The organism is Ideonella sp. WA131b (genome assembly GCA_023657425.1).
Lineage (GTDB): Bacteria > Pseudomonadota > Gammaproteobacteria > Burkholderiales > Burkholderiaceae_C > Rubrivivax.
In genome coordinates this window covers 428585-454798 of record JAGTJW010000001.1, presented here as the reverse complement: position 1 = coordinate 454798, position 26214 = coordinate 428585, and the positions used below count along the sequence as shown (strand labels likewise).

The following is a 26214-nucleotide window of genomic DNA, read 5'->3' as shown; positions in this document are numbered from 1 at the left end:
TCAGTCTCCCTTGAACACCGGTTTGCCCTTGGCCACGAAGGCGTCATAGGCGCGGCGGAAGTCTTCGGTCAGCATGCAGATCGCCTGCGCCTGTGCCTCGCTCTCGATGGCGGCGTCGATGCCCATGTCCCACTCCTGGTGCAGCATGGTCTTGGTGATGCCGTTGGCAAATGTGGGCCCGGCGGCGATGTCGCGGGCGAGCTTCATCGCCTCGTCGACCAGCGCCTCGGGTGCCACGAGGCGGTTGTAGAAGCCCCAGGCCGCCGCCTCCTCGCCGCCGAGCGCGCGGCCGGTGTAGAGCCACTCGCTGGCGCGGCCCTGGCCCACGATGCGCGGCAGCATCGCGCAGGCGCCCATGTCGCAGCCGGCCAGGCCCACGCGGTTGAACAGGAAGGCCGTCTTGCTGCGGGCCGTGCCCAGGCGCAGGTCGGAGGCCATGGCCAGGATGGCGCCGGCTCCCGCGCACACGCCGTCCACCGCCGCCACGATGGGCTGCGGGCAGTGGCGCATGGCCTTGACCAGATCACCCGTCATGCGCGTGAACATCAGCAGCTCGGGCGCCTTCAGCCGCAGCAGCGGGCCGATGATCTCGTGCACGTCGCCGCCGCTGCAGAAATTGCCGCCGGCGCCCTGCAGCAGCACCGCGTGCACGTCGGTGGCGTGGCGCAGGCGGTGGAACAGATCGCGCAGCTCGGCATAGCTGGCAAAGGTGAGCGGGTTCTTGCGCTCAGGGCGGTTGAGCGTGATGGTGGCCACGCCGGCATCGACCTGCCAGCCAAAGTGGGTGGCCTCGTAAGCCGCCAGCGCCACGCGGTTGCCGGCCTCGAGCTGCGGATCGACACGCTGGTGCATCAGGAACTCCTCGCGCGCTGGAACAGCGCCTCCATCTGCGGTTTGCCGCTGAGGTAGGGGCGCGGCCACCCGGTGCCGGTGTAGCCGATGCGCGCCGCCTCCTGCAGCGTCCAGGCCGGGTGGGCCAGGTGCGGGCGTGCGATGGCGCACAGGTCGGCACGGCCGGCGCTGATGATGCTGTTCACGTGGTCGGCCTCGGTGATGGCGCCCACCGCCATGGTGGCGATGCCGGCCTCGTGGCGGATGCGGTCGGCAAAGGGCGTCTGGTACATGCGGCCGTAGACCGGCTGCTGCTCGGCGTTCACCTGGCCGGAGCTGCAGTCGATGAGGTCGGCGCCACCACCGGGTGCGGCCTTGAAGGCGCGGGCGATGGCCACGGCGTCGGCCGGCGTGATGCCGCCCTCTACCCAGTCGTGCGCGCTGATGCGCACGCTGATGGGCCGGTCCGCCGGCCAGGCGGCGCGCACGGCGGCAAACACCTCCAGCGGGTAGCGCAGCCGGTTCTCCAGCGGGCCTCCGTACGCGTCGTCGCGGTGGTTGGTGAGCGGCGAGATGAAGGCCGAGAGCAGGTAGCCGTGGGCGCAGTGCAGCTCCAGCCAGTCGAAGCCGGCCTCGGCGGCGAGAAGCGTGCTGCGCACGAACTCGTCGCGCACGCGGTCCATGTCGGCGCGGGTCATCGCGCGCGGCACCTGCCCGTCGGGCCGGTAGGGGCGGGCGCTGGGGGCGATCAGCGGCCAGTTGCCGTCGGCCAGGGGCTCGTCAGCCCCCGTGTGCTGCCAGGGTGCGTTGGTGCTGCCCTTGGGGCCGGCGTGGCCCAGCTGCAGGCCGATCTTCGCCGGGCCTTCCGCGTGCACGAAGGCCACGATGCGCGCCCAGGCGTCGCGCTGTGCGGTGTTCCAGAGCCCGGGGCACCCGGGCGTGATGCGGGCATCGGCGCTGGGGCAGGTCATCTCCGTCATCACCAGCCCCGCGCCGCCGAGCGCGCGCGCGCCCAGGTGCACGAGGTGGAACTCGCCGGGCACGCCGTCCACGCAGCGGTACTGCGCCATCGGCGACACCACCACGCGGTTGGGCAGCGTCGTGCCGCGCAGCCTGAAAGGCGCGAACATGGGCGGCACCGGGCGATCCGCCTGATCCGCCGTAAGCCCGCTGTGCACCGCGAACCAGCGCTCGAAGCCCTCGAGCCAGGCCTGGTCGCGCAGCCGGAGGTTCTCGTGTCCGATGCGCTGGCTGCGCGTGAGCAGGCTGTACATGAACTGCTCGGGCTCCAGCGTGTCGCAGTAGCGCTCGCCGCAGATCTCGAACCACTCCATCGCGTTCCAGGCTGCGTTCTGCAGGCGCAGCACCTCCACGGCGCGGAGCTGCTGGTACTCGGCCAGCACCTCGCCGATGACGGCGGCCGAATCCGGCTCATGCCCCCGGCGGCCAAACAGCCGCGCCAGCTCGATGGCGTCTTCCAGCGCCAGCTTGGTGCCCGAGCCGATGGCGAAGTGGGCGGTGTGCACCGCGTCGCCCATCAGCACGAGGTGCTGCGTCCCGTTGTGCAGCCACCATTGCTCGCACTTCACCTGCTGGAAGTTCAGCCACGCGCTGCCGCGCTGGTGGCGCGCGTTGCTCAGCAGCTTCGCGCCGTCCAGGTCGCGCGCGAACAGCCGCTCGCAGAACGCGATGCTCTCGTCGGCCGTGGCGGCATCCAGCCCGTGCGCGCGCCACACGGTCTCGGGGCACTCGACGATGTAGGTGCTGGTGTCGGCCTCGAACGGGTAGATGTGGGCCTGGAACCAGCCGTGCTCGGTTCTCTCGAAGACGAAGGTGAAGGGCTCGTAGCGCTTCTTCGTGCCCAGCCAGATGTAGCGGTTGGGTCGCGTCACCACCTGCGGCCTGAACACGCTGGCGTACTTGCCGCGCATGCGCGAGTGGATGCCGTCGCTGGCGATGATGAGGTCGGCATCCGGCCAGGCCGATTCATCCTCGGCCTCGGTCTCGAACACCAGCTTCACGCCCAGCGCCTCGCAGCGCGATTGCAGGATGTTGAGCAGCTTCTTGCGCCCGATGCCCACGAAGCCGTGGCCGCCCGAGCGGATGGTCCGGCCCTTGAACTGCAGCTCGATGTCGTCCCAGTGCGCGAAGCCGGCTTCGATGGCGTCGGCCGTCTCGCGGTCGGCATCGGCCAGGTTCTCCAGCGTGGCGTCGGAAAACACCACGCCCCAGCCGAAGGTGTCGTACGGCCGGTTGCGTTCCACCACGGTGATGTCGTGCGCCGGGTGGGCCCGCTTCATCAGCAGCCCGAAGGCCAGGCCCGCCGGGCCGCCGCCGATGCAGACGATCTTCATGCGCCAGCCTTGCGCCGCGGCTTCAGCGGTTCACGTCCACCACCAGCCGCCCGCGCACGCGGCCGGCCAGGATCTCGGCTCCGGCGGCCAGCGCGCCGTCGAGCGTGATCTCGGTGGTCAGCGCATCCAGCTTGGCCAGGTCGAGGTCGCGCGCCAGCCGCGCCCAGGCCTCGGCGCGGCGCGGCAGCGGCGCCATCACGCTGTCGATGCCGTAGAGCGTGATGCCGCGCAGGATGAAGGGCGCCACGCTGCCGGGGAGGTCCATGCCCTGGGCCAGGCCGCAGGCCGCCACCGCGCCGCCGTAGCGCGTCGTGGCGCAGGCGTTGGCCAGGGTGTGGCTGCCCACCGAATCGACGACGCCGGCCCAGCGCTCCTTGCCCAGTGGCTTGCCGGGGGCGGAAAGCTCGGCGCGGTCGATGACCTCGGCCGCGCCCAGGCTCTGGAGGAACCCGGCCTCGGCCATGCGGCCGGTGCTGGCGACGACGCGGTGGCCCAGCCGGGCCAGCAGCGCGACGGCGACGCTGCCCACGCCGCCAGCGGCACCCGTCACGAGCACGTCGCCGCTGCCCGGCGCCACGCCGTGCTTCTCGAGCGCCAGCACGCACAGCATGGCGGTGTAGCCGGCGGTGCCGATGGCCATGGCCTGCTTCAGGCTCAGGCCGTGCGGCACCGGCAGCAGCCAGTCAGCCTTCACGCGCGCCCTTTGGGCCAGGCCGCCGGAGTGCGTCTCGCCCACGCCCCAGCCGTTGAGCAGCACCTCGTCGCCGGGTTTGAAGCGCGGGTCGCTGCTGGCGCTTACTGTGCCGGCGAAGTCGATGCCCGCGTGCAGCGGGAACTTGCGCACCACCGGGCTCTTGCCGGTGATGGCCAGGCCGTCCTTGTAGTTGACGGTGCTGTAGGCGACGTCGACGGTGACGCCACCGTCCACCACCGGCAGGCGGTCGTCGCCGACCGTCTGGACGGCGGCGCGGTAGCCGGCGTCGTCCTTCTCGATGACCAGGGCTCTGAACATGGGGATCGCAGCGCTACTCAGGGCAGGGCCGGCAGTGTGACACGCGGCGCTGGCGCACGGTCTTCGGCATGCCCCTGCCTCCCGGGCAACCTGGCCTGCGGTGCCCGCGGGCCACGGGCGTGCGGGCTGCTGGCCCGCTGCCGGCCGGCATGCTTGAACGCGCCGCGCTGCGGCGCGAGCCCGGCCGCCCGGGTGAGGTGCACGGCGTGCAACGGGGCGGCGGGACCGGGTTCTGGCGCTTCGAGACCATCGACGGCCTGTGGATGGCGGTCTCGTTCAGCGCCGACGGGCGGTTCACCGGCGGGGCGCTGCTGCCGAATCCGGCCTGCGACGCGAAGTCGGACGGGCTTGACTCAGCGGGACCGGCCCTTCAGGCGCGGTCGTGTCGAACGTCGCCGCGATCGGCGACAACTTGGGGACCTTGAGTACGCCGGGTGGTGGGAGTTCGTCCGGTGTCGACCCATTGCAGCTGTACACGGATCCTTGCTCGAGGACTGAAGGGTGCAGAAAGCGGAAGTTCGAGGTGGCTGGCAGCAAGCAACTCCGCCTCACACACAGAAATTCGGACACCCCCCGCAACGGTGGCGGTCGCTGGGCGCTCCGGTCCTGACTCACGGTCTCTGCCAAATCACGGTCAACCGGCCCCCTGGGCCGCAACGCCACCAACGATTAGTCTCTTGGCTTCTGCAGACATCTCGGCCGGTGGTGCCAAGTCAATTTCGCTGCGGACCGATCAGATCGTGTGGACCTGCCAACCCACCGGACCAGGCACATCCCGCCACGGCAAGGCACGCCATCAGCCAGCCTTCCCGAGGAGGTTGGTAAGCATCTGGTGCACGTACAGCGCCAGGTCGGCCACCAGGCGGTCGTCATGGGTGCTCAGGTCGAGGCCGGTCAACTCGGCGATCTTGCCGAGGCGGTGCGCGATCGTCTTGCGGTGCACACCGAGCCGCTGTGACGCCGCTTCGTGAGAGCAGTTGACATCGAAGAACACGCGCAGGGTCTGCATCAGCAGATCACGTTGCTTCTCTTCTTCCTGCAGCAATTTCCCCAGGTTGAGCTCCACGAAGCGCCGCATGCCCACCTCGTGCCGCAGGCTGAGCAGCATGCCCACCACCCCAGCGCGGTCATAGACCACAGCGCCACAGCGCCCGATCTGGCGCGACACGTCCAGCGCGATCTGTGCCTCACGGAAGGCGACGCTCAAGTCTCCGGCGGACAGGCAGCGGCTGCTGCCCCCCACCACGACCATGCGGCCATCCAGTACGTCGCTCAAGCGCGTGACAAGCCGCTGCGCGAACCGCTCCGCATCGTCCAGCGCCCGATCGGCGCACAACACCGCGACCGACGTGCCCTGCATCGCGACCGCCCGCAGCACGTCCCCGCCAAGGCCGCCAACGGTGCGGGCCACCTGTTGCCTCAGCGTTGTACCGACCCGCTCGGCCAGCCCCAGCGTGTTGGGCCCCACCTCGCACAGGTACAGGCGCAGCGGCCCACCGAGATCGAGCTTGACGTCGGTGGCGCGGTCGATGGCGGCGGCGCGCACCGCATCATCGGCGCGCAGCAGGTCCCAGACGATGGCATCAACGGTCTCCGAGCGGGCCCGGCTGGCCGCGCGCTGCTCCAGCCTGTGCAGCGCCGCCACCATGGCGACCTGGGCAAGGGTCAGCTCGGCCAGCGCCTCGCTGTTGCCGGTGATGCGGCCCATCACCCAGGCGACGACGCTGCCCTCGACCACCACGGGTTGCGCGCGCCAGCGCTGGTCCTGCACGGTCACAGTCCATGTGTCCGCACCGGCATGGCGTGGCGCATCCGGTGCTCCGTCCGGGTTTGGCGAATGCTTCGTGGCCACTTGCCCCACTTCCGCCAGGATTGCAGACCCATCGCCGGCACCGCTCCAGGCAAGCACCTTGTTGTGGGCGTCGACGACGCCGATCTCGGTGTTCAAGAAGAGCGCGGCGGCACTGGCAATGCCCTGGAGGCCGGCGCCTTGCAGCAGCATGTGCATCAGGTTCTGCGTCAGGTCCGACACACTGCGGACCATGTCGTAACGCCGATTGAGCGCCTCGTTGGCGCGGCCGAGCTCATCGACCATGCGGCGCTGCGCCGCATAGAGCTCGGCGTTCTCGATCGCGATCGACGCCAGGTTCGACAACGCGACCAGGCGCATCGTGTCCAGCGGCGTGAAGGTCGACGGCCGGCGGCGCCAGACCTCGAGCACGCCGATCACGTCACTGCGGCCGATCAAGGGCGCAGCCAGTGCCGAGCGCACCATTTCGGCCTCGGCCAGATGGAAGAAGTCACGGCTGATCTCATCGCTGGCCGTGTAGTCCTCGACCGAGGCCGGCTCGCTGCGTTCGAGCACCAGGCCAGCCAGGCCCTGACCCGGGCCCATCTGCAGCGTGGCGGTCAGCGGCGAGCGGTTGCCGACGCAGCGGCGCATCACGATCCGGCCCGACTCGCGCAGCAAGACGCCGCAGATGTCGGCCGACAACAGGCGCCGGGCCTCCTGTGTGATCAGCAGCAGGATCTCATTGAGGTCGTGGCTCTGCAGCATGCGGGTGGCCACACGCTGCAGCGACTGCACCTCGTCGAGGTTCTGCGCCGCCACACGTTGGCGCTCACAGGTCTGCAATGCCAGGGCGAAGAAGCGCCGCAGCACCGCCAGGTCCTCAGAGCCCTCGACACCCGGCACCTCGCCGTCGATGCGGATGCCCAGCGCACCGGGCACCACCGGCACGAAGACGAACACCGGCGTGCGCAGCGGCAACTCGCAGCTGTCGATGGCAGGCGGTGCGACGATCGCCGGACCTTCAGCGCCGTGCTCCAGCCGCGACCATTCGTGCCAGGCGTCACCGGTGCGGACGATGACGCGTGCCGACACAGCCGGGAACAGCCGCACCACAGCACGCTCCGCCTCGGCCAGCAGCAATTCGTACTGCCCGCGCATGGCGGCGGCTGAAAACGGCTCCAGTGCCGCAGCCAGCGCGCCGCGCGGTCGGGAAATCCGCTGTGTCAATCGATCACCCATGGCCCGGCCGAGTGTGCGCCGTCGCCGGGCGCCTGCGTCATGGGGTGATCACTGCCTTCAGCCGCTGCTGGGTTGCTAAAAGTTGGTAAAGCGCAGGTGCGTCGTCGAATCGACCACGTGCATCAATGACCACCGTGGGGTCGATGGCGCCGCCGGTGACCAGCCCCGTCAGCTTGCGGCGCAGGCGGATGCCGTCGCCGATGGCGAAGCTCAGGCTCAGCTCCTCGCGGAAGGCGCGGCCCACAGCGAAGCCCCAGGTCTCGGACGCATGGGCGCCCACCGAGACCACCCGGCCGCGTGCGCGCGCCAAGGCCATCGCCAGGTCCAGCGGACCGTTGCCGCCCACCGCCTCGATCACCACGTCGGCGCCGTCACCATCGGTCAACTGCCGCACCAGGGCCAGCGCGCCGTCAGGATGCACGGCCAGCGACCCCTGCGACTGTGCAAACGCCCGCCGCCCCTGGTTCGGCTCGACAACCACCACCAAGCCGGCGCCCGCGGTCATCGCGGCCAGCGCGCTGAGTTGCCCGACCGCACCGCCGCCGATGACCACGACCCGCTCGCCAGGCTCTAGCCTGGCACGTTCCACAGCCACCCAGCCGGTGGCCAGGTTGTCGCCCATCAGCAGCCCGGCCTCGGGCGAGCAGCCGGCCGGCAGCAGGCCCAGGGTGCGGTCGGCATGCGGCACGCGCACGTACTCGGCCTGCGCACCGCTCAACATCGGGCCGAACGCGGTGCCGGTGCCGAAGAAGGCACGCTCGCCACATTGCCAGTGTTCAGCGCGATCGCACCAGCGGCAGAGGCCACAGGCCGTGAAGTCCGACGACATCACCATGTCGCCCACGCGCAGCCGCTGCACAGCGCGGCCGAGTTCGACCACCTCGCCGACGAACTCATGCCCGACGACATTGCCCGGCACCATGCCCGGGAAGTCGCCTTTCACCACATGCAGGTCGGTGCCGCAGATGCCTGCATGCGTGACCCGCACCAGGGCGTCGGTGGCATCCGCCAGGTGCGGCTGCGGGACGTCGCTCAATTCGACCAGCCCCGGACCCTTGTAGACGACTGCGCGCATGGAGCGTGGAAGACGACGCCTGCTGCGACGGGCTAGGGCCGCAGTTCGGCAATGCGGGCAGCGATGCGCCCCGCTGCCTCGCGCAGTGCCGTCAGTTCGTCGTTGCGCAGCGGCAGGTTGACGATCTCCTTCAGGCCGCGGCGGCCCAGGCGCACCGGCAGGCCCACCCGGGTGTCGACCGCGCCATAGGCCCCGCGCGACCGCACGCAAGCGGCCAACACCTCGCCGTCGTCGCGGACCATCGCGCGCACCATCGCCGCTGCCGACTCGGCTGGCGAGAAGTAGGCGCTGCCCTTCTGCAGCAGCTTGACCACCTCGCCGCCGGATTCACGCGTGCGCTCGACGATGGCCTGGAGTGTCGGCGCGTCCAGCACGGTCTCGATCGGCGTGCTGTCGATGAAGGCCTGGCTGAGCGGGATCACCATCTCGGGCCCATGGCTGCCCAGGGCCAGTGCCTGCACCTGTTGTGGCCGGGCCCGGCCGGTCAGGCCGACCAGCGAACAGAAGCGGGCGGAATCCAGCACCCCGGCCATGCCCAACACCCGCTCCTCAAGGAAGCCGGTGACCTGGGCCGTGCGGTGGGTCATTTCCTCCAGCGGGTTGCTCACCACCACCAGGGTGGCATCGGGCGCGTGCTGGCGGATGCCCTGGCCGACCGCATCGATGATGGCGGCGTTCACCGCCGTCAGGTCGGTGCGGCTCATGCCAGGTTGGCGCGGCTTGCCGGCCGTGATGACGATGTAGGCGGCGCCGGCCAGCGCGGTCAGGTCGTCGCTGCCAGCCAGCAGCGTCGAGAACCGGTACAGCCCGGCACCGTGCCACATGTCCAGCGCCAGCCCGGCGGCCAGGCCGGGCACCACGTCGACCAGCGTCACTTGCGAGAACAGGTCACTCTCGGCCAGGCGCAGGGCCGTCATCGCGCCGACATGGCCGGCGCCGACCACGCCGGCCTTGGGGCGGCCATCGCGCGCCGGCCCCGCCGGGGATTGCGGGCCCAGGGCGTTGCGGCGGTACATGGCACCGGACGGCGGCAAGACGAACGGGCGGCCCGATGGTGGCGTGGTGTCTGCTGCTGACGCGCCAGCGGGCTTGGCTGCAGCGCGCGTGAGCGGCGCCGTTGCGCTGGCCGATGCTGGCGCGGATGGCGTGGCCGCCGCCTGCGGCGCATCACCGCTCAGCAGTGCAACGCCGAGTTCTTTCGCGCGGTCCCGGGCCAGCGGCGTCAGCCGGTCCCCCGGGGCCACCAGCAGGCCCTGGCCTGCCTTGGCCGCAGCCTCCACATCAGCGGCGGTCAGCATGCGCGCCATCACTTGCCCTCCAGTTCCTCGAGCGCGGCGATGGCCGCCGCTGCAGCGGCCTGCACATTGCTCTCGGTGCCCGAGATGAACAACCGCCCGAAGCGGCCAAGCGCACGCACCTCGATGATGCTGATGTCGGCGGCCTTCTCGGCCTCGTTGGCCGCCAGCGTCACATAGGCGGCCGGCGAGACTTCCAGCACATACAGGCTTTGGCCGGGAATCAGCAGGTTGCCCTTGCGCCACTTGTTGATCAGCTGCGCCTGGTAGGGGTTGACGTTGGTGACAAACATCGACGAAGCGACCTTGGGCTTGAGCCGGTCGGCCTCGGTGAGCTTGAGGTGCGCCAGCACGGCCTGGCCCGCAGCCTGCACCTCGGCTTGAGATCGCGCATGGATCTCGAGCAGGCCGAACTCGCGCTCGACCACCTGCAGCGCGGGCCGCACATCGGCGGCCTTCAGCGCGATGTCGGCGCAGCGGAAGATCTCGTTGCCCGGCGCCACCTCGATGTACAGCTCCGACATGCCGGCAATCGGCACGTCGCCCTGGCAGGTGGACGCGACATGCGCCGCAGCTTGCGGCTGCATGCGGTCGACAAAGGCATAAGTGCGGAGTTGGACTTCCATGAGTGGCCTTGGTTCGGGTCGGGGTTCAGCGCAGGGCTCAGCTGAGCGCGATGCCGAAGGGGGTGATCAGCTCGGCGTGCCTGTAGCCCCGCACGGCCCAGCCGAGGTAGCGTTCAACGACGGCGTCGGCGCCTGGCAGCGTCAGTGCGCCGCCGGCCAGGTGCACCGTGCCGGGGTCCACCCCGCCGCACTGCCGGCGCACCGACTCGGCCATGCGCTCGATGCCGGGCCGCAGCACCTGCAGGATGTCGCCGCCACGCTCGCGCTTGTGCACCTCGGCGGCCTCGACCGTGATGCGCAGCGCGCCGGCCAGGATCAGGTCGAGGTGGTGGCCACCGCCAGCCAGATCGCTCAAGCGTGCCAGTGCGCCGGCGCGAAAAACGCCGACACCGGTTGAGCCACCGCCCACATCGACGACGGCGCCATCGCGCACGCCGAGGATGGCGTTGGCCGCCGTCACCTCGTCGACGAGGCTGCGGCAGTCGATGCCCGCCTGCTGCAGCACGTAGCTGCAGGCCCGGCAATCGCTCAGCGGCACGGCCGGTGGGTGTGCCGTGGCGGCTGCGTCGATGGGGGTGCCCAAGGCCGCCTCGGCGCCGGCCTTCAGCCGCCGCACGGCGTCGACCGCACCCTGGAAGTCGACCACCACCCCATCACGCACCACCTGGGCGCGCACGAAGTCCCAGTACACCGGCTGCGCCTGTGCATCCACGGCGGTAACGACGATGGTGGCCGTGCCCAGGTCGATACCGAAGCGCAGTGGGCCGTCCAGCAGTGCTGGCGCGCGCAGGCGCGGCGCGGCGGCATCGAGGAAGCGCTGCGCGGCCTCTGTGGCGTGGTCAGGATGGGTGCGCATGAGCATGCCTACAACCCCATCGTGGGCGAGTAGATGTCGCGCCACGGCCGGTTCTCGAGCGCGATGCGCTTGATGTTGATGAGGTGCATCGGCGTGACGTTGTCCGACACGATCGAACCGCTCCAGGTGCCGGTGCCCAGCATGAACGACGGATCGGTGCCGGCGCTGAAGCCCATGCCGCCCAGCAGGCTGGGCGTGTTGACGATGATGCGCGACGCTGGCAGGTCCGACATCGCCGCCAGCATGGCTTCGTCACGGCCGTGCAGGCCGAGGGTGTGGCCTTCGCCGCCGAAGGCCAGCACCTCGCGGCAGCGCTGGTGGGCGGCAGGCAGGTCAGCGGAGCGGTAGAACGACAGCACCGGGCCCAGGATCTCTGCCGACAGCGGCGTCTGCGGCCCCACGTCGTCGAGCAGGGCACCCAGCACCTTGGTGCCGGCTGGCACTGCCATGCCGATGCGCCGCGCCAGCTCCACCGCGGTCTGGCCCACAGCCTCGGGGTTGAGCGCGCCGCGGCCCATGAACAGCAGTGCGGCCAGGCGCTGCTGCTGCTCGGCATCGAGGAACACCGTGCCGTGTTGCCGGAAGCCCGCCAGCGCAGCATCGGCAATCGGCTCATCGAGCACCACCGATTGCTCGGCCACGCAGGCGGTGCCGTTGTCAAAGGATTTCGAGGTGATCACCATCAGCGCGGCCTCGGCCACATCGGCCACCGACCGGTGGATGTACACCGGCACATTGCCCGCGCCCACCGCCAACGTTGGTTTGCCAGACGAGTAGGCCGCACGCACCATGGCCGCGCCACCGGTGGCCATCACCAGCGCGATGTCGCGGTGGGCCATCAGTTCACGCGTGGCGGGCAGCTGGCCGCTGGACAGGCACTGCAGCAGGCCCTTGGGTGCACCCGCCTGCTCGGCCGCCGCGGCCATGATCTCGACTGTGCGCACACAGCACCTGGCGGCACGTGGGTGCGGCGCGCAGACGATGGCGTTGCCTGATTTCACCGCCGCCAGACACTTGAAGATCGTCGTCGACGTGGGGTTGGTGACCGGGATGATGCCGGCGATCACACCCATCGGTGCGCCGATGGCGGTGACACGCGCCACCTCGTCGGTCCACAACACGCCCAGCGTGCGCATCTTCTTCATCGCATGCGCACAGAACTTGGCGTTGAAGAGGTTCTTGAGGATCTTGTCCTCGTAGACGCCATAACCCGTCTCGTCGACGGCCAGGCGGGCCAACTCCTTCGCAGCGCCTTCGGCCGCGCGGGCCATGGCCTCGACGATGCGGTCGGCCTGGTCCTGGGTCACGCCTTCGAAGGCCTCGAAGGCCTGGCGTGCTGCCCTCGCCTTGGCGCGGGCCTCGCCGATGGCGGCGAGCTCAGGGTCGAGCAAGGATGAATCTGTCACATCGTCACCTGCTGGGTGGCACGTGGTCGAGAGACGCCCGGTCGCTCAAGGCGGCCAGCCGGCACCCCCATGGATCGCAACGCGTGGGCGTCAGCGCGGCTTGGGCAGGATGGCTTCCACGTCCTCGTGCGGACGCGGGATCACATGCACCGAAACGATCTCGCCGATCTTGCCGGCTGCTGCCGCGCCGGCATCGGTGGCTGCCTTCACCGCACCAACGTCGCCACGCACCATCACGGTCACCAGGCCGCCACCGATCTGCTCGCGTCCAACCAGCCGCACATTGGCGGCCTTGACCATGGCGTCGGCCGCTTCGATGGCGCCGACCAGGCCCTTGGTCTCGATCAGGCCGAGCGCGCCGCGCGGGCCGTCATCGACGACCGTGCCAGTGGTGGGTGAAGTTGCCATGTCAGAGTCTCCTAGGGTTTACTCGGGTGTGAACGCTGCGCTCCAGCCTGGTTGGCTAGCGCTTCTGGAACGTGGTTTGTCCGTCGAACTGCACGTAGTCAACGATGGCGACGACCGCGGCATCGGTGGGGGCGGCCTGGCCGTCGCGGTCAACCCGCGCCGCACTGCCGCGGGCGACCAGCACCACTTCGCCGACACCGGCGCCGGCCAGGTCGATCGCCACATAGACGGATGACGCATCGGACCCGCTGGACTGCGCCTGCGGCGCGGCAGCCGAGACCGGCTCCAGCAACAGCAGCTTGTGCGAAGCCAGGCCTGCGGCCTTGATCGACGCGACGACGTTGCCGCGCACACGTGCCAGTTGCATGTCGTCGTCTCCGTTGCTGTTCTTGGTGCTGTTCTTGGACTGGTGCGAACGGTATGCGCCAAACAGGCGCCCGTCATTGGCCACACTGGTGCATTGGCAAGGGGCCCCGTTATCCATTCCGGCCATGGTGGGCCGCCCGGGTTGCCTCTAGAGTCGCCATCCAACAAGCAGGCCCACAGTCCTGCAGGCACAGCCAAACGCAGGAGACAAGCCGTGATCAAGGACCAGGACGCCGAGTTCCACACCACCGATCCCGACCCGACCTGGGCCGAGACCAACTTCTTCGGGTTCTACAACGCCGAGGAGCGGCTCAACATCGGCGTCTATGCGCTGTTCCGCCCCAACATCGGCGTTGTCAGCTCGACGATCTGCATGAATGCCCAGCGGGCGGTCACGCCCTGGGAGGCCGACTTCTGCGACATGCGCGCGGCCATGCCCATCCCCACGCCGCGCAGCCTGCTCGACTACAAGCTGCTCAACAGCCTGCACGTCCGCTGCCTCGACCCCAACCGGGTCTGGCACATCGCGTACGACGACCAGCAGGGCCAGCGCATCGACGTGCGCTACGAGGCGCTGATGCCCGCGTTCGACATCCACGACCCTGAGATGGACCCGATGTGCGGCTCCAAGTCGGAGGCCGGCAAGTTCGCCTGGGGCACGGCCTACAACGGCCACTTTGACCAAACCGGCCACGTCAAGGGCACAGTCACGCTGCGCGGTCGGGACATTGCCATCGATTGCGTCTCCACCATGGACCACAGCTGGGGGCCGCGCCCGGAGCGCAACAAGCCCAACATGAGCTGGCTGCATGCGCACTTCTCGAAGGACCTGGCGGTTCACGCCATTTTCGGTTTCGACCAGCAGCGCAACGGCGACGAGTTGTGGCTGGCCCATGGCTATGTGATGGACAAAGGCCACATCCGCGGACTGAAAGCCGGCACGGGCCGTGTGCAGCGGCCGCAGGAGCGCTACCCCGAGCGCTTGCAACTGCAGGTGACCGATGTCGACGACCGGGTGTGGCACCTGGACGGTCGGGCGTTGACCACCTTTCCGTGGCAGTGCTGGCCCAACATGGTGTCGTTCAACGCACTGTGTGAATGGGACATGCGCGGCGGCGGCACGGCGTCGACCTGGAAGGGCCATGGTGAGGTGCAAGACTTCTTCGAACTGCCGCAACTCAATGCCCTGAACAGCGCGGCTGCCACGCGCCGGCCGTCGCGTCCGCTCTGACCGATTGCCATCCACCCTTCGGACGCCAGGCCCGCCGTGACGCGTGCAATCCTGTTCGACCTCGATGGCACCCTCGTGGACACGCGGGCGGCATCCTGGCAGCTGTTCTCTGAGACCAACCTGGCCTTTGCGCTGGGCATCGATTCACGGGAAGCCTTCTTCGGCGCCTTCGAGGGCAACTTCTTCGATTCCCTGGCGAAGATGTGCCCCGACCCAGCGCGCGCCAGCGCCGTCAAGGCGCACTTCATGGAGCTGCTGCGCACGCGCTACAACCCGGCGGTGATCCCGGGCATGGTGGACGTGGTGCGCGCGCTGGCGCCGCAGTGCACGATGGCCGTGGTCTCCAGCAATGGCATCGAGGCGATCCGGCGCATCCTGGTGGGCGCCGGCATCGCCACTTGTTTCTCGCATGTGTTCTCGGGCGACGTGGAGCCGCGCAAGTCGGTGTCGATCCGCCGCTTTCTGGGTGATCAACGCTACGCTGCACACCGCATGTGCTCACCCGCCTACCAGGACGGTGATGCGGTGGGCGGCGCGCTGGCCGCACAGGACGTGGTGTTGGTCACCGACACGGTCGGCGATGTGGCCGAGGCGCGAGAGGTCGGTGTGCGCGCCATCGGCGTCAGCTGGGGCATGCACGGCGAGCAGCAACTGCTGGAAGCCGGCGCGGAACGGGTCGCCCTGTGGCCGCAGGAACTGATCGCCTGGCTGCGTGATGGTGCTGCTGCGCCGGCAGCCTGCGCCTGCAACACGACGCCCGGGACAGCCTGCGCGACGCCTGCGACGCCGGCGCCATCTGCAAGGTCTGCAACACCCACGACGCCAGCCGCCGGCCCCGCCACGACGTCCGACCCGATCGCACAGGCAGCACACCAGCGCCGAGAGCGGCAGCTGCAGACCCGACTCGGCGCCCAGGTCACCACTGCTGCGGTCAGCGCGGCGCCCCCCCTTGTCCGTGCCGACACGAACGCCTCGGTCGAGCTGCTGTCGGCATTAAGGCGCATCAGCGGAGGAGCCGTCTAGTGGCAGGCAACCACTCCCCTTGACGCCGCGGCAACGCCGGCGACCCATTACCAACCCAACGACCGCAAGGCCAGGAGACACACCATGACCGTGATTGCTGAAGGCTTCAACAGCTTCGAGACACCGAAGAAGCCCATCGGAACCATCAAATACTTGCCCGATCCGAAATCCGTCATTGCGCTCATCCAGAGCGGCAAGTTGAAAGAGCACATCGTGCTGGCCCAGGGTGGCACCACCACCTTTCTGGCACCCGCGCTCAGCATGGGCTGCAGCGGCGTGATCACCTTGTCCGGTGCACCCGAGTCGCACCTGGGCATCCTGTCGCGCGAGTTCCAGATCCCCTGCGTGATGACCACCTATCTGAAGGGCAGCGACGCACGCTACGTGACCGGCGGCGACAACAAGGCGCACTTCGACGCCATGATCAAGGCGCTCGATGGCAAGAAGGTCCAGCTCGACTGCACGGGCGAGCTGGGCCAGGTGCTGCTGGTGGATTGACCCACAACACAACCGGAGACAAGCAAATGGACTACCAGAAACGCTACCAGCCTGGCGACGACGGGCTGCGGTTCCAGGATCTGCTCTACATCGGCAACTTCAAGGACATGCCGCCGGTGCCGGACGGCATCCTCGGCGACCGCATGATGAAGGAGCGCGCCAAGAGCAATGTGCTGCAGAAGGTCAGCAAGGCAGACGTGCTGCGCGACCAGTTCACCATCGCCGAGCTGAACGACTTGAACAACTACCTGGCCTGGAACATCTGGGACGTGCTGGTGATGCGCGCCACAGAAGGTGTGTCGGGCATGATCCCGCGGCAGGAGTACGAGATCCTGGCCTTCATGCACGAGTTCTACCGCTGGCCCGAGATCCTGCGCATGACGACCGACGAAATCGGCGCGCAGGGCGTGATGGACATCGGCGCGTCGGCGCGCAGCGAGATCGGCACCAAGATCAACTGCGTGCACGACTGGTGCATTGGCGCGGTGGGTTTCGGCATGGGCCGCTGTGGCCTGCTGGCGCTGGAAGTGATCCAGCCCAACGACTACATCGAAGAGAGCAACGAGATCCTCAAGTTCATGCAGCGCGTGCTGTGGGGCAAGCGGCAGGATGGCTTCATCCTGAACTCGCAGGACGCCTACCGCTGCCAGATTCATGAGAAGCCGCTGCTCGACCGGCTGACCTCGCAGCTTGACCGCCTGAGCGCCGGCAGCGAAGACCACGACATGGTGATCCGGTTCAATGCCGCTGCCGAGTTGCTGTCTTTCCTGGACCACTACGACTGCCGCCTGGGCCTGGGCGACACCGGCCCCTACCCGCTGCCCAACGGCAACATCCTGATCATCCGGGACTTGTTCACCAACGAGGAAGCCTTCGAGTGGAGCGATGTCTGCGACCACGAAAATGTGCCGCATTGCTACACCGTGGTGCTGGAGATCAACCCCAAGCACATGGGGCTGGACGAGATCCGCGTCAACGACATCTCCACCACCTTCACCCGGCCCAAGAACTACATCCCGTCGATCGAGGCTGCCGCAGTGTTCGTGCGCGAGAAGTGGAACACGCCGATGTCTGAGGTCTACAAGGTGCCGGTCAAAGATCTGGGCAAACGCCTCGAAGGCATCCAGCAGGCCACGTTCAAGCTGTACTCCAAGCTGGCCCGCCAGTCGCGCCGCACGCTGATCACCAACGGCCAGTACGTGTACTACATCGACATGATCCTGCCGCACCTGCGCAAGGCCGGCACCTACGAGAAGGCCTGCACCGACTACAACTTCTGGGAAATCGACCAGCGGGTGTCGAACTACTACTACGACATCACCAAGCGCGGTTTCGCCCAGGCCACGGTGCCGCAGAAGATCTTCTCCGGCGAGGGCTACCTGCCCTTCGGCGAGAACGCCGACCGGCGGCGCTCGAAGTACTTCTGGGGCTGATCCACCCGGCGCGGCGCCTGCCACCCCCGGCCACTGCGGCCGGTGTGGCGGGCGCCAACATCTTCCCTGTACGCAACCGGAAGGCACGATGCTGTCCGACACCGACTTCGCAGTCCTGAACGCGATCTACCTGAAGAAGATGGCCACCGGCGACACCATCGCCGAGGTGACGGGGTTGGCTGCAGACCTGGTGGCCACGCGGCTGGAAGCGGCTGCCGACGCAGCGCAGGTGCTGCTGATGCCGACCGGCGCCATGCTGCTGGAAGACGGCACCTCGGCCGTGCTGGCCACTTACCGCGACACCTATGCCGCCGTGCGCACCGAGCCGGCGGTGCAGCACTGGTACGAGAACTTCGAGACCATCAACAGCCGTTTCATTGCGCAGGTCAGTGAATGGCAGACGACCGACGGCGACGAACGCATCGAGCGCAAACTGTTGCAGACAGCCGAACGCCTGACTCGTGACCTGGCCGCGCTGCTGCCCCGCATCCCGCGCTATGCGCAGTACATTGCCCGTTTCAACAAAGGCATGGAGCGTGTCGACCAGGGCCAGCGTGAGTACGTCTGCAAACCCACCATCGACTCCGTCCACAACATCTGGTTCGAGTTCCACGAAGACATCCTGGCGGTGCTGGGCCGACCGCGGGACACGACGTGAGTGCCCGTGAGGAAGCACTGCCAGGGATCTGCCAGGCCATGAAACCATTCGTCCACGCCGTCGAAGACATCGATGGCCACGACACGGCACGCTTCGGTGGCAAGGCCACTGGCCTGGCGCGCATGGCTGCTGCCGGCATCCCCGTGCCACCTGCTTTCGTGATCGGCACCGACGGCTACCGCGCCTTCCGCGCCGGCGGCGCACTGCCTGCGGACATGGTGGCCCAGACTGAGCGTGCACTGGCGGCGCTGGAGGCCAAGACCGGCCGGCGGTTTGCCGGTGCCGGTGGGGATGTTGCCGTGCCGTTGCTGGTGTCGGTGCGCTCGGGCGCCCAGGTCAGCATGCCAGGCATGATGGACACGGTGCTGAACCTGGGCATCACCTGCGGTGGTGCCGCGGCCCTGGCGCGCGAGACGGGCAACCCGGCCTTTGCGGTCGATACCTGGGTGCGCTTCTGGCGCATGTTCGCCGAGATCGTGCTCGGACTCGACGGCGACCTGATCGCCGCTGCGGCACAAGCCCACCTGGACGCCGCACGTGTCGACCCCAGCGCCCAGCGGTTTGCGGCCATGCAGGATGCCGTTCTCGCGGCCATCGCCGACGAGGGCGTCACCGACGTGCGTGCCGATCCGCACTGGCAACTGCAGCGGGCGATTGCCGCCGTCTTTGAATCCTGGGACAGCCGGCGGGCACGCGCCTACCGGGCCCACCACCAGATCGCCGATGACCTGGGCACGGCCGTCACCGTGCAGGCCATGGTGTTCGGCAACTTCGACGAGCGATCGGGGTCGGGTGTCGCCTTCACCCGCAACCCCAACACCGGCGTCGCCGAGCTGTACGGTGAATTCCTGACCGGCCGCCAGGGCGAGGACCTGGTGGCCGGCACAGCAACGCCGATGCCGCTGACGGCCCCCGGTGGCCTGGGCGATGCCCACCGGCGCGAACTGGCCGAACACGGCGCACGCCTGGAGGCGATGTACGCAGACGCCGTCGACATCGAGTTCACCGTCGAGGGCGAGCGCCTGTGCTTTCTGCAGGTGCGGCCCGCCAAGCGCACGGCTGAAGCGGCAGTGCGCATTGCTGCGGAGCTGGTGGACGAGGGCCTGATCGGCCCGTCCGTGGCCTTGCAGAAGGTGTCTGTCGAGCAGTTCAAGAAACTGCTGCGGCCGGCGTTCGAGCCGGCGGCACTGGTGCAGGCGCGCATGCTGGTGCAGGGCATCGGTGCGTCCCCGGGCCATGCCTATGGCATCGCGATGCTGGACGCCGACCGCGCCGCCACCGTGGCCGCGGCGGGCGAACGGGTGGTGCTGCTGCGGCCGACCACCAGCCCGCAGGACATCCGCGGCATGCTCGCGTCGCAGGCCATCGTCACCGCCCGCGGCGGCGCACTCAGCCATGCGGCCGTGGTGTCGCGGGCGCTGGACGTGCCCTGCGTGGTGGGTTGCGAGGCGCTGGAAATCGATCTGGCGGCGCGCAGCTTCCGCGTCGGCGACGTGCTGTTGCAGGAGGGTGCACCGCTGTCGGTGGACGGTGCGACCGGCAAGGTCTACAGCGGCCTGCTGCCGCTGGAGCCGGCATCGCGCGCGGGTGAGCACATCGAACGCCTGCTGGCATGGGCTGACGGGTGTTCGGGCGCCCGCTTCTGGGCCAGTGGCATCACTGGCCCCGACGCCGGCAAGGCGCTGCGGCACGCGCCCAGCGGCTTCGGCGTCATCGCCCTGACGGACTTGCTGATCGCTGCGGGCACGCTGGACCAGCTGATCGATGCTGTCAACGACCTGGGCCAGCAACCCGATCGCAAGACGACCCAGGACCGGCTGACCTGCCTGAGCTATGAAGCCAGTCGCCGGCTGTTGCTGGAAGCCGCGGGCACGCCGGTCGACCTGCGGCTGCCCAACCTCGGATCGCCACGGGCGCAGCGCCTGATCGGTACCTGGGCTGCGCTGGCGCCGCGGCTGTTCCTGCCGCTGGGGCTCAAGGGCTTGTACGTGCCCTTGCTGCGTGGCATCGCCGACGCCGCGCGCGAGACAGGGCACGCGCAGCTGACGCCGCTGGTCCCCGGCATCAACGGTCGGGGCGAGCTGGAGGCCTTCAGGGCAGCGGCGGCGGCGCTGGGCATCCCCCAGGTGGGGGCGGTGCTGCAGAGCCCTGCAGCCATTGCCGAAGCCGCGGCCATGGCGCCTGCGGCGTCGGTGCTGTGGATCGACGTGCGGGAACTCATCCGCACCCACTACGGCTACCCCAGCGCGCTGTCATTCGGTGACGACGTGTTCGAAAGCTACGTCAACGACGGCTACCTGGGTCACAACCCACGCACGGCGCTGGGGCCGCACCTGGGCCAGGCGCTGCGGCAGACCGTGGTGGCAACCGCGGGGCTGCCGGGTTTGCGGCTGGGTGCGGAGTGTGGCGATGGCGCGGCACTGAGTCTCGTTGACGATCTGTACCGGGCCGGACTGCGCAGTTTTTCAGTGCCGACCGGGGGGCTGGCGGCATTCCGCCTGGCGCTGGGGCAATTGGCGATCAAGACTGCAAGCCAAGCCACGCGCTGAGCGGCAATCAAGGAGCGATGACATGGACAACATGAAGGGAACAGCCCTCGGCTTCGTCGAGACGCTGGGCAAGACAGCTGCCACCCTGGCAGCCGACGCGATGGTCAAGGCCGCGAACGTGCGGCTGACCACTGTCCAGCAGCCTGGCGGCGGCATCATCACGGTGGTCGTCCGCGGCGACGTGGGTGCCGTCAAGGCGGCTGTCGATGCCGGGGCCGCTGCCGCCAGGACGGTCGGCACCGTGCGCTCGGCACACATCATTGCCCGGCCTCACGCCGACGTGGAGGATCTGCTGGAGCGTCCACCGGTTCGCTGAATGACCATGGACGACAGCGCTGTGCCGCAGCAAGTGTCGCCGCTGGCAGGCGCATTCAATTTCCGCGACCTCGGCGGGCTGCCGCTGGCTGATGGGCGCCGCACACGGTCCGGACGCCTCTTCCGCAGCGACACATTGCAAGCGCTGACGCCGCAGGACGTGCAGCTGCTGCGCACGCAGATCGGCCTGCGCGCCGTGATCGACCTGCGCCTGGCCGACGAGGTGGCCGGCGAAGGCCGGGGTGCACTGGCGGCGGCGGGCGAGGTGGACTATGTCCATGCACCCCTGGAGATGGCGTCGACAGACGGCATCCCGCCCGATCAGGTGCTGAACCGCCTGTACGCGCGCTGCCTGACCTCTGCATCCCTGCCGCAGGCCATCATGCGCATCGCAGAGACCGCCAGTCGCCCGACCCTGTTCCACTGTGCTGCGGGCAAGGACCGCACGGGCGTGGTCGCCGCCGTGGTGCTGGGCCTGCTGGGTGTCGCCGACGATGCGATCGTGGCCGACTACCTGCGCAGCGCAGCCGCCATGCCCCGCATGATCGAACGCTTCAGGACATGGCCGCGTTACCGCGACCATCTGGCGGCGATGCCGCCCGAGGTCTACGCTGTCGAAGAGGGCCCGATCCGAACACTGCTGGCCACCCTGAATGACGACTTCGGCGGTGCGCGGGCCTGGGCCGGTCGCCTCGGCATCGGCGCGCCGCTGGTGCGAGAACTCGAGCGCCACCTGATCCAGGCGGCGTGACACCCGCCGGACAATGGAGAACCATGCGGACTGCATCCATGCCCAACTCGGTGGGCGAGATCGTCACCCGGTCCGCTGCCCGCTGGGGCACGAAGACCGCACTGGTCTTCGATGATCGCCGGCTGAGCTTTGCCGAGATCGACGCCCAGTCGTCGGCCGCAGCGCTGCGCCTGCGCTTGCACGGCATCGGCAAGGGTGATCGCGTGTCGCTCTACGCGCCCAACGGGCCGGAGTGGGTCGTCATGTACTACGCCATCCTGAAGCTCGGCGCGGTGGCCAACCCGCTGAACCTGATGCTCACGCCAGACGAGGCGTCCTTTGCGATGGCCGACTGCGGGGCGCGCGTGGTCGTCGGTACGGCGGACCGCATCGCAGGCCTCGCGGGCGTGAAGGAGCAGACAAGGCTCGAACTCTTCCTGTCCTTCGGCGGCAAGGCTCCGCATGGCGCGATCGACCTGGCGAGCTTCATGGCCGAGCCCGTCGCGCCAGACGACGCTGCAGCCAACTGGCCCGTGGCCGGCCTGTCGCTCGACGACATCTGTGCCGTGGCCTACACCTCCGGGACCACGGGCCACCCCAAAGGCGCTGTGCTGACCCACCGCGCCGTGTTGATGAACACCGCAATGACAGCGACGATGCATCTGCGCACCGAGCAGGACACAGTGGCCAGTGCGCTGCCGTGCTCGCATGTCTACGGCAACATCGTCATGAACGCGACACTGCTGACCGGCGGCACGCTGGTGCTGCACCGGGCGTTCGACGCGGGCCGCATGGTGGCCAGCATCGAACGCGAGCGCTGCACCATGCTCGAGGGCGTGCCCACGATGTACATGTACCTGCTCGGCTTCGCGGGGTTGGCCGATCACGATCTGTCGTCGCTGACACGCTGCACCGTCGGCGGTCAGACGATGCCCGAAGCGCAGATGCGAGCCGTCGAAGCCGCGCTGGACTGCCCCTTGATCGAGTTGTGGGGCATGACCGAACTGGCCGGGCTGGGCACGACGCACAGCATCCACGGGCCGAAGCGACTGGGTTCGATTGGCGTGGCGCTGCCGCACCTCGAGGCACGCATTGCACCCGTCGAGGGAGATCCGCACGCGTTGCCGGCCGGCGAGATCGGCGAACTGCAGATCCGCGGTCCGGTGACGATGCGTGAGTACCTTGGCCGACCCGAGGCGACCGCTGAGACGCTGCTGCCCGGTGGCTGGCTGCGCACGGGCGACCTGGCACGCATGGACAACGACGGCTTCATTTTCATCGTCGACCGGCTGAAGGACATGATCATCACGGCCGGCTTCAACATCTATCCTGCGGAACTCGAGCGCGTGATCGCTGAGCATCCCGACGTGGCGATGGTCGCCGTGTGCGGCATTCCGGATACAACCAAAGGAGAGCTGGCGAAGGCGTATGTCGTACTGAAGGCGGGCAAGTCGCCATCGGCAGGAGAGCTCGAGGCCCATTGCCGGACACGCCTGGCCGCCTACAAGGTTCCACGCGCATTCCAGTTCGTCGACGACCTCCCCAAGACGAGCACCGGCAAGATCTTGCGGCGTCACCTCAAGACCTTGGATTGAGTGTCGCAAACGGCAGCGACTGGGCAGGCCGCCTCATCCAGAACGAGCGAGCGCATCGAGATTCGGATTTCGACGATTCACCGTGGCCTGCCGCAGGCCCAGGGTCTGGCTTGCTGATCGTCAAGATTGGACGCTGCAAGTGCAGTCTAGTCGGTCGAGGGCGTGGTGCCGACTGGCCGCTGCCTGGCGCAGCACCAGTTCTCGGAACAAGGGGCCGGTCATTGACCGGCGATCGTGATGCCGTCCGCGACAGTTGCCCCGCGCTGCATGAACAGCCTGTTCCTGCGAAGGCAGCCAGCGATTCCCCAAGTCATTGAGCGGCAGGTATCGACTGCCGCCGACACTCGCGCTCGAATTCTGGTCGCCAGCAGCCCGTTTGGAACTGAAGCACTCTGTACTTCGGCTTTGGGCAGTCTGCTGTCGCTCGCCCCCTTGCGTCCAACGACAGCAAGTGGCCGACAGCAAGCCACCAAACGCCCCACCTCACGGCACCCGCAGCTCGAACGCCGCTTCCGCCACCGCCCGCCCGTTCACCTGCACCACCACCCGGTGTTGCCCCGCGAAGTAGCGGCGCGTGGTGATCGGCCGCACGGCGTGGCGCTTTTCCAGCACAAGCACGCCGCGGGCCGGCAGTTCCAGCGTCCAGCCCTTGAACACCTTGGGACGGGTGGAGCCATCGGCCTTGACGTGGTGCACCCCGTAGTCGATGGCCAGCCGCTGCGCGCTTGCCGCGGTCGAGCGCAAGCGCAGCGTCAGCGTCACCGCGGCGCCGAGTTCGATGCGCGCCGGCATGATCGACAGCGCCGCCTCGCCGCGGAACGGCCGCCCCAGGCCCCAGGCCTCGAGCACCGCCGCGTCGCCGGCCTTGATGAGCGTGCGGCTGGCATGGCGCAGCAGTGCGCGGCGCTCGGCGCTCGCGCCGGGCAGGTGCTCGCTCAGCCACGCGGCCACCCGCGCCGGGTGGTCCTTGGCGATGTCGTTCAGGTGGTTGGCCACGCTGCGGCGCACATACTCGCTGGTGTCGTCCTGCAAGGCTCGCAGCAGCGGCAGTGTCGGGCTCGGGTCGCGCACCAGGGCCTTGAGCTGCAGGCCCCAGGGCAGTCGCGGGCGGCTGCCCTCGCTGACGAGGCGGCGCACGTGGTGGCTGGGGTCGGTGGTCCAGCGCGCCAGCGTCTCGAAGGTCCGTGCCGGGTGCTCGACGAGGAAAGGCCGGATCGCGAACTCCGCCGTGAACCGCTGCGTGAGGGCGTGCAGCAGGCCCAGTGCCCGCGCCGGCTCGGCCAGCCCGCGCCGCGCCACGAACTCGCCCACCGGCCAGAGGATCCAGCCGCGCAGGCCCTGGTCCACGCCGTCGAGCTGCGCCATCGTGTCACCCGGCTCGGCCGGTGCCAGCGTGGCCTCGATCAAGGCCGCGGCCTCGGCAAATCGCGGCGGCAGCGTGGCCTCCAGTGCGCGGGCGATCTGCATCGCGCGGGCCTTCATCTCCAGCGCCTCCAGCCCGCGGGTGGCCTGGGTCACGAAGTGCCGGGTGTCGAAGGCCGGCCACTGGCGCCCGAAGTGAGCGGCAGCGCCGGCCACCAGGCCGGCGTTCAGCAGGTTCTTGAAGGGCTCAGCCAAGCCGCACCGGCAGCCGGCGGAAGCCGCGGAAGCGCACGCGGCGGTCTCGTTCGGGCGGGCCGGCCAGATCGAGCCGCGGGTAGCGCGCCACCAGCGCGCCGATGGCCAGCCGCGCTTCCAGCCGCGCCACGTTCATGCCCGAGCAGGCGTGTGCGCCCTGGCCGAATGCCAGGTGCTTGTTGGGCTCGCGGCCGATGTCGAGACGGTCGGGATCGGCGAACACCGCCGGGTCGCGGTTGGCCGCGCCGATGCCCAAGGTGACGAAGCTGCCCGCCGGCATCGCCACGCCGCCGAGCACCACGTCTTCGCGCGCCTGGCGGTTGTTCAGCTGCAGCGGGCTCTCGTAGCGCAGCAGCTCCTCCACGGCGCTGCCGATCAGGGCCGGCTCGGCGCGCAGCCGCTCCCACTGCGCCCGGTGCACCAGCAGTGCGTGCACGCCGTTGCCGATGAGGTTGGTGGTGGTCTCGTGGCCGGCGTTGAGCAGGAAGATGCAGTTGTGCAGCAACTCGGCCTCGGTGAGCTCGCCGTCGGCGTCGCCCTGGATCAGCCGGGTGAGCACGTCGGCCTCCGGGTCGCCCGGGTGGCGGCGGCGCTCGGCCACCAGCGTGCGAAGGTAGGCGCAGAACTCCTCGACCGCGGCATTGGCCCGCGCCAGCACCGCCGTTGCGGGCCGGGGTTCGAGGGCCGACAGGATGGCCAGTGACCACTCGCGCAGCGGCTGCCGATCGGCGAGCGGCACGGCCAGCAGGTTGCCGATCACCGCCACCGGGATCTGCGCCGCCACATGCGCGATGAGGTCGGGCGCCGGCTCATCGGCCACGCGATCGAGCAGCGTGCCAACCAGCTGCACCAGCGGCGCCTCCATGCGGGCGATGGCGCGCTGGTTGAGTGCCCCCATCAGCAACCGCCGCACACGCGTGTGGCGCGGCGGGTCGCTGAACACCAGGCTCGTCGTGTGGTGTTCGTAGATCGGCGTGCCGGCGCCCATGCGCGGCGCGAACTCCTCGCGCTTGTCGCTGCCCAGTGCCGGGTGGCGGTAGGCCGCCAGCACGTCGGCGTGGCGGCTCAAGAGCCAGCTCCCGGGCCCCAGTGCGTGCACCGGCCTGAAGGCGCGCAGCCGGGCGTAGACGGGGTAAGGGTCGTCAACAAAGGCCGGCGGCGGATCGGCCAGGGTGAAGCCTTCGAGATCCGGGGCAACCATGCATGTCGATGCTAGGAGCGTGGGCGGCAGAAATCCAGCCCCGCGCCGGGGCGGCCAAAGCCACTGGCGTAGGCGCGTCGCGCAGCGCGGGCTTGACGCCCGCG

Annotated in this window: 22 protein-coding genes; 9 read left to right on the top strand and 13 right to left on the bottom strand. The window is 69.1% G+C overall.

The genetic code is table 11. The features are described 5' to 3' along the window. From KA711_02165 to KA711_02115, 11 genes are all read right to left on the bottom strand, one after another. Positions 1-852: an enoyl-CoA hydratase family protein gene (locus tag KA711_02165; protein MCM0607789.1), complete on the bottom strand. Its 852-nt coding sequence runs from the start codon at positions 850-852 to the stop codon at positions 1-3. Then, positions 852-3185: a bifunctional salicylyl-CoA 5-hydroxylase/oxidoreductase gene (locus tag KA711_02160; protein ID MCM0607788.1), complete on the bottom strand. Its 2334-nt coding sequence runs from the start codon at positions 3183-3185 to the stop codon at positions 852-854. The genes KA711_02165 and KA711_02160 overlap by 1 nt, the downstream gene beginning before the upstream one ends. A 22-nt stretch (positions 3186-3207) precedes the next feature. Further along, entirely contained in the window at positions 3208-4197 is a 990-nt protein-coding gene (locus KA711_02155; protein MCM0607787.1) for an oxidoreductase, read from the bottom strand. 796 nt (positions 4198-4993) lie between these two features. Continuing rightward, positions 4994-7147 carry a helix-turn-helix domain-containing protein gene (locus KA711_02150; protein ID MCM0607786.1) on the bottom strand — a complete coding sequence of 718 codons (2154 nt, stop codon included), beginning with the start codon at positions 7145-7147 and terminating at the stop codon, positions 4994-4996. A 118-nt stretch (positions 7148-7265) separates the two neighbouring features. Beyond that, the gene (locus tag KA711_02145; protein ID MCM0607785.1) at positions 7266-8303 is read right to left on the bottom strand and encodes an alcohol dehydrogenase catalytic domain-containing protein; all 1038 of its coding nucleotides are present in this window, start codon (positions 8301-8303) and stop codon (positions 7266-7268) included. A gap of 32 nt (positions 8304-8335) precedes the next feature. Further along, positions 8336-9610, bottom strand: a complete 1275-nt coding sequence (locus KA711_02140) for a malate dehydrogenase (protein MCM0607784.1) — start codon at positions 9608-9610, stop codon at positions 8336-8338. Beyond that, the gene (locus tag KA711_02135; protein MCM0607783.1) at positions 9610-10224 is read right to left on the bottom strand and encodes a BMC domain-containing protein; all 615 of its coding nucleotides are present in this window, start codon (positions 10222-10224) and stop codon (positions 9610-9612) included. The genes KA711_02140 and KA711_02135 overlap by 1 nt, the downstream gene beginning before the upstream one ends. A 37-nt stretch (positions 10225-10261) precedes the next feature. Then, positions 10262-11086, bottom strand: coding sequence for an ethanolamine utilization protein EutJ (gene eutJ, locus KA711_02130; GenBank protein ID MCM0607782.1), 825 nt, complete (start codon positions 11084-11086; stop codon positions 10262-10264). Positions 11087-11088: 2 nt separating this feature from the next. Then, positions 11089-12486: an aldehyde dehydrogenase family protein gene (locus KA711_02125; GenBank protein MCM0607781.1), complete on the bottom strand. Its 1398-nt coding sequence runs from the start codon at positions 12484-12486 to the stop codon at positions 11089-11091. Between the two features lie 90 nt (positions 12487-12576). Further along, the gene (eutM, locus tag KA711_02120) at positions 12577-12894 is read right to left on the bottom strand and encodes an ethanolamine utilization microcompartment protein EutM (protein MCM0607780.1); all 318 of its coding nucleotides are present in this window, start codon (positions 12892-12894) and stop codon (positions 12577-12579) included. Positions 12895-12949: 55 nt separating this feature from the next. Continuing rightward, positions 12950-13261 carry a EutN/CcmL family microcompartment protein gene (locus KA711_02115; GenBank protein MCM0607779.1) on the bottom strand — a complete coding sequence of 104 codons (312 nt, stop codon included), beginning with the start codon at positions 13259-13261 and terminating at the stop codon, positions 12950-12952. Between the two features lie 213 nt (positions 13262-13474). Here KA711_02115 and KA711_02110 point away from each other — a divergent pair, with 213 nt between their 5' ends. From KA711_02110 to KA711_02070, 9 genes are all read left to right on the top strand, one after another. Further along, positions 13475-14491 carry a hypothetical protein gene (locus KA711_02110; protein ID MCM0607778.1) on the top strand — a complete coding sequence of 339 codons (1017 nt, stop codon included), beginning with the start codon at positions 13475-13477 and terminating at the stop codon, positions 14489-14491. A gap of 36 nt (positions 14492-14527) precedes the next feature. Next, positions 14528-15514 carry an HAD family hydrolase gene (locus KA711_02105; protein ID MCM0607777.1) on the top strand — a complete coding sequence of 329 codons (987 nt, stop codon included), beginning with the start codon at positions 14528-14530 and terminating at the stop codon, positions 15512-15514. Between the two features lie 84 nt (positions 15515-15598). After that, positions 15599-16012: a hypothetical protein gene (locus tag KA711_02100; protein ID MCM0607776.1), complete on the top strand. Its 414-nt coding sequence runs from the start codon at positions 15599-15601 to the stop codon at positions 16010-16012. Between the two features lie 26 nt (positions 16013-16038). Beyond that, the gene (locus tag KA711_02095) at positions 16039-17445 is read left to right on the top strand and encodes a hypothetical protein (protein MCM0607775.1); all 1407 of its coding nucleotides are present in this window, start codon (positions 16039-16041) and stop codon (positions 17443-17445) included. Positions 17446-17533: 88 nt separating this feature from the next. Then, a complete protein-coding gene (locus KA711_02090; GenBank protein ID MCM0607774.1) occupies positions 17534-18103 on the top strand; it encodes a hypothetical protein in 570 nt (189 codons plus the stop codon). A 38-nt stretch (positions 18104-18141) separates the two neighbouring features. Beyond that, positions 18142-20652 carry a pyruvate, phosphate dikinase gene (locus tag KA711_02085; protein MCM0607773.1) on the top strand — a complete coding sequence of 837 codons (2511 nt, stop codon included), beginning with the start codon at positions 18142-18144 and terminating at the stop codon, positions 20650-20652. A gap of 31 nt (positions 20653-20683) precedes the next feature. Beyond that, a complete protein-coding gene (locus KA711_02080; GenBank protein MCM0607772.1) occupies positions 20684-20968 on the top strand; it encodes a BMC domain-containing protein in 285 nt (94 codons plus the stop codon). 6 nt (positions 20969-20974) lie between these two features. Next, a complete protein-coding gene (locus KA711_02075; protein ID MCM0607771.1) occupies positions 20975-21718 on the top strand; it encodes a tyrosine-protein phosphatase in 744 nt (247 codons plus the stop codon). Positions 21719-21756: 38 nt separating this feature from the next. Continuing rightward, positions 21757-23292 carry an AMP-binding protein gene (locus KA711_02070; GenBank protein ID MCM0607770.1) on the top strand — a complete coding sequence of 512 codons (1536 nt, stop codon included), beginning with the start codon at positions 21757-21759 and terminating at the stop codon, positions 23290-23292. A gap of 483 nt (positions 23293-23775) precedes the next feature. Here KA711_02070 and KA711_02065 read toward each other — a convergent pair whose 3' ends face one another. Then, positions 23776-24909 (bottom strand): DNA alkylation repair protein, encoded by a 1134-nt coding sequence (locus KA711_02065; protein MCM0607769.1) that lies wholly within the window; start codon positions 24907-24909, stop codon positions 23776-23778. After that, the gene (locus KA711_02060) at positions 24902-26110 is read right to left on the bottom strand and encodes a cytochrome P450 (GenBank protein ID MCM0607768.1); all 1209 of its coding nucleotides are present in this window, start codon (positions 26108-26110) and stop codon (positions 24902-24904) included. Before KA711_02060 ends, KA711_02065 begins: the two co-directional genes overlap by 8 nt. Positions 26111-26214: the final 104 nt, after the last annotated feature.

What these genes read in the sequence shown, in the direction of transcription:
- KA711_02075 (MCM0607771.1), top strand. Translation starts at nt 20,975, where the DNA reads ATGGACGACAGCGCTGTGCCGCAGCAAGTGTCGCCGCTGGCAGGCGCA.
- KA711_02140 (MCM0607784.1), bottom strand. Translation starts at nt 9,610, where the DNA reads ATGGCGCGCATGCTGACCGCCGCTGATGTGGAGGCTGCGGCCAAGGCA.
- KA711_02150 (MCM0607786.1), bottom strand. Translation starts at nt 7,147, where the DNA reads ATGCGCGGGCAGTACGAATTGCTGCTGGCCGAGGCGGAGCGTGCTGTG.
- KA711_02060 (MCM0607768.1), bottom strand. Translation starts at nt 26,110, where the DNA reads ATGGTTGCCCCGGATCTCGAAGGCTTCACCCTGGCCGATCCGCCGCCG.
- KA711_02145 (MCM0607785.1), bottom strand. Translation starts at nt 8,303, where the DNA reads ATGCGCGCAGTCGTCTACAAGGGTCCGGGGCTGGTCGAATTGAGCGAC.
- KA711_02165 (MCM0607789.1), bottom strand. Translation starts at nt 852, where the DNA reads ATGCACCAGCGTGTCGATCCGCAGCTCGAGGCCGGCAACCGCGTGGCG.
- KA711_02115 (MCM0607779.1), bottom strand. Translation starts at nt 13,261, where the DNA reads ATGCAACTGGCACGTGTGCGCGGCAACGTCGTCGCGTCGATCAAGGCC.
- KA711_02090 (MCM0607774.1), top strand. Translation starts at nt 17,534, where the DNA reads ATGCTGTCCGACACCGACTTCGCAGTCCTGAACGCGATCTACCTGAAG.
- eutJ (MCM0607782.1), bottom strand. Translation starts at nt 11,086, where the DNA reads ATGCTCATGCGCACCCATCCTGACCACGCCACAGAGGCCGCGCAGCGC.
- KA711_02135 (MCM0607783.1), bottom strand. Translation starts at nt 10,224, where the DNA reads ATGGAAGTCCAACTCCGCACTTATGCCTTTGTCGACCGCATGCAGCCG.
- KA711_02100 (MCM0607776.1), top strand. Translation starts at nt 15,599, where the DNA reads ATGACCGTGATTGCTGAAGGCTTCAACAGCTTCGAGACACCGAAGAAG.
- KA711_02155 (MCM0607787.1), bottom strand. Translation starts at nt 4,197, where the DNA reads ATGTTCAGAGCCCTGGTCATCGAGAAGGACGACGCCGGCTACCGCGCC.
- KA711_02080 (MCM0607772.1), top strand. Translation starts at nt 20,684, where the DNA reads ATGAAGGGAACAGCCCTCGGCTTCGTCGAGACGCTGGGCAAGACAGCT.
- KA711_02160 (MCM0607788.1), bottom strand. Translation starts at nt 3,185, where the DNA reads ATGAAGATCGTCTGCATCGGCGGCGGCCCGGCGGGCCTGGCCTTCGGG.
- KA711_02085 (MCM0607773.1), top strand. Translation starts at nt 18,142, where the DNA reads ATGAAACCATTCGTCCACGCCGTCGAAGACATCGATGGCCACGACACG.
- KA711_02095 (MCM0607775.1), top strand. Translation starts at nt 16,039, where the DNA reads ATGGACTACCAGAAACGCTACCAGCCTGGCGACGACGGGCTGCGGTTC.
- KA711_02070 (MCM0607770.1), top strand. Translation starts at nt 21,757, where the DNA reads ATGCCCAACTCGGTGGGCGAGATCGTCACCCGGTCCGCTGCCCGCTGG.
- eutM (MCM0607780.1), bottom strand. Translation starts at nt 12,894, where the DNA reads ATGGCAACTTCACCCACCACTGGCACGGTCGTCGATGACGGCCCGCGC.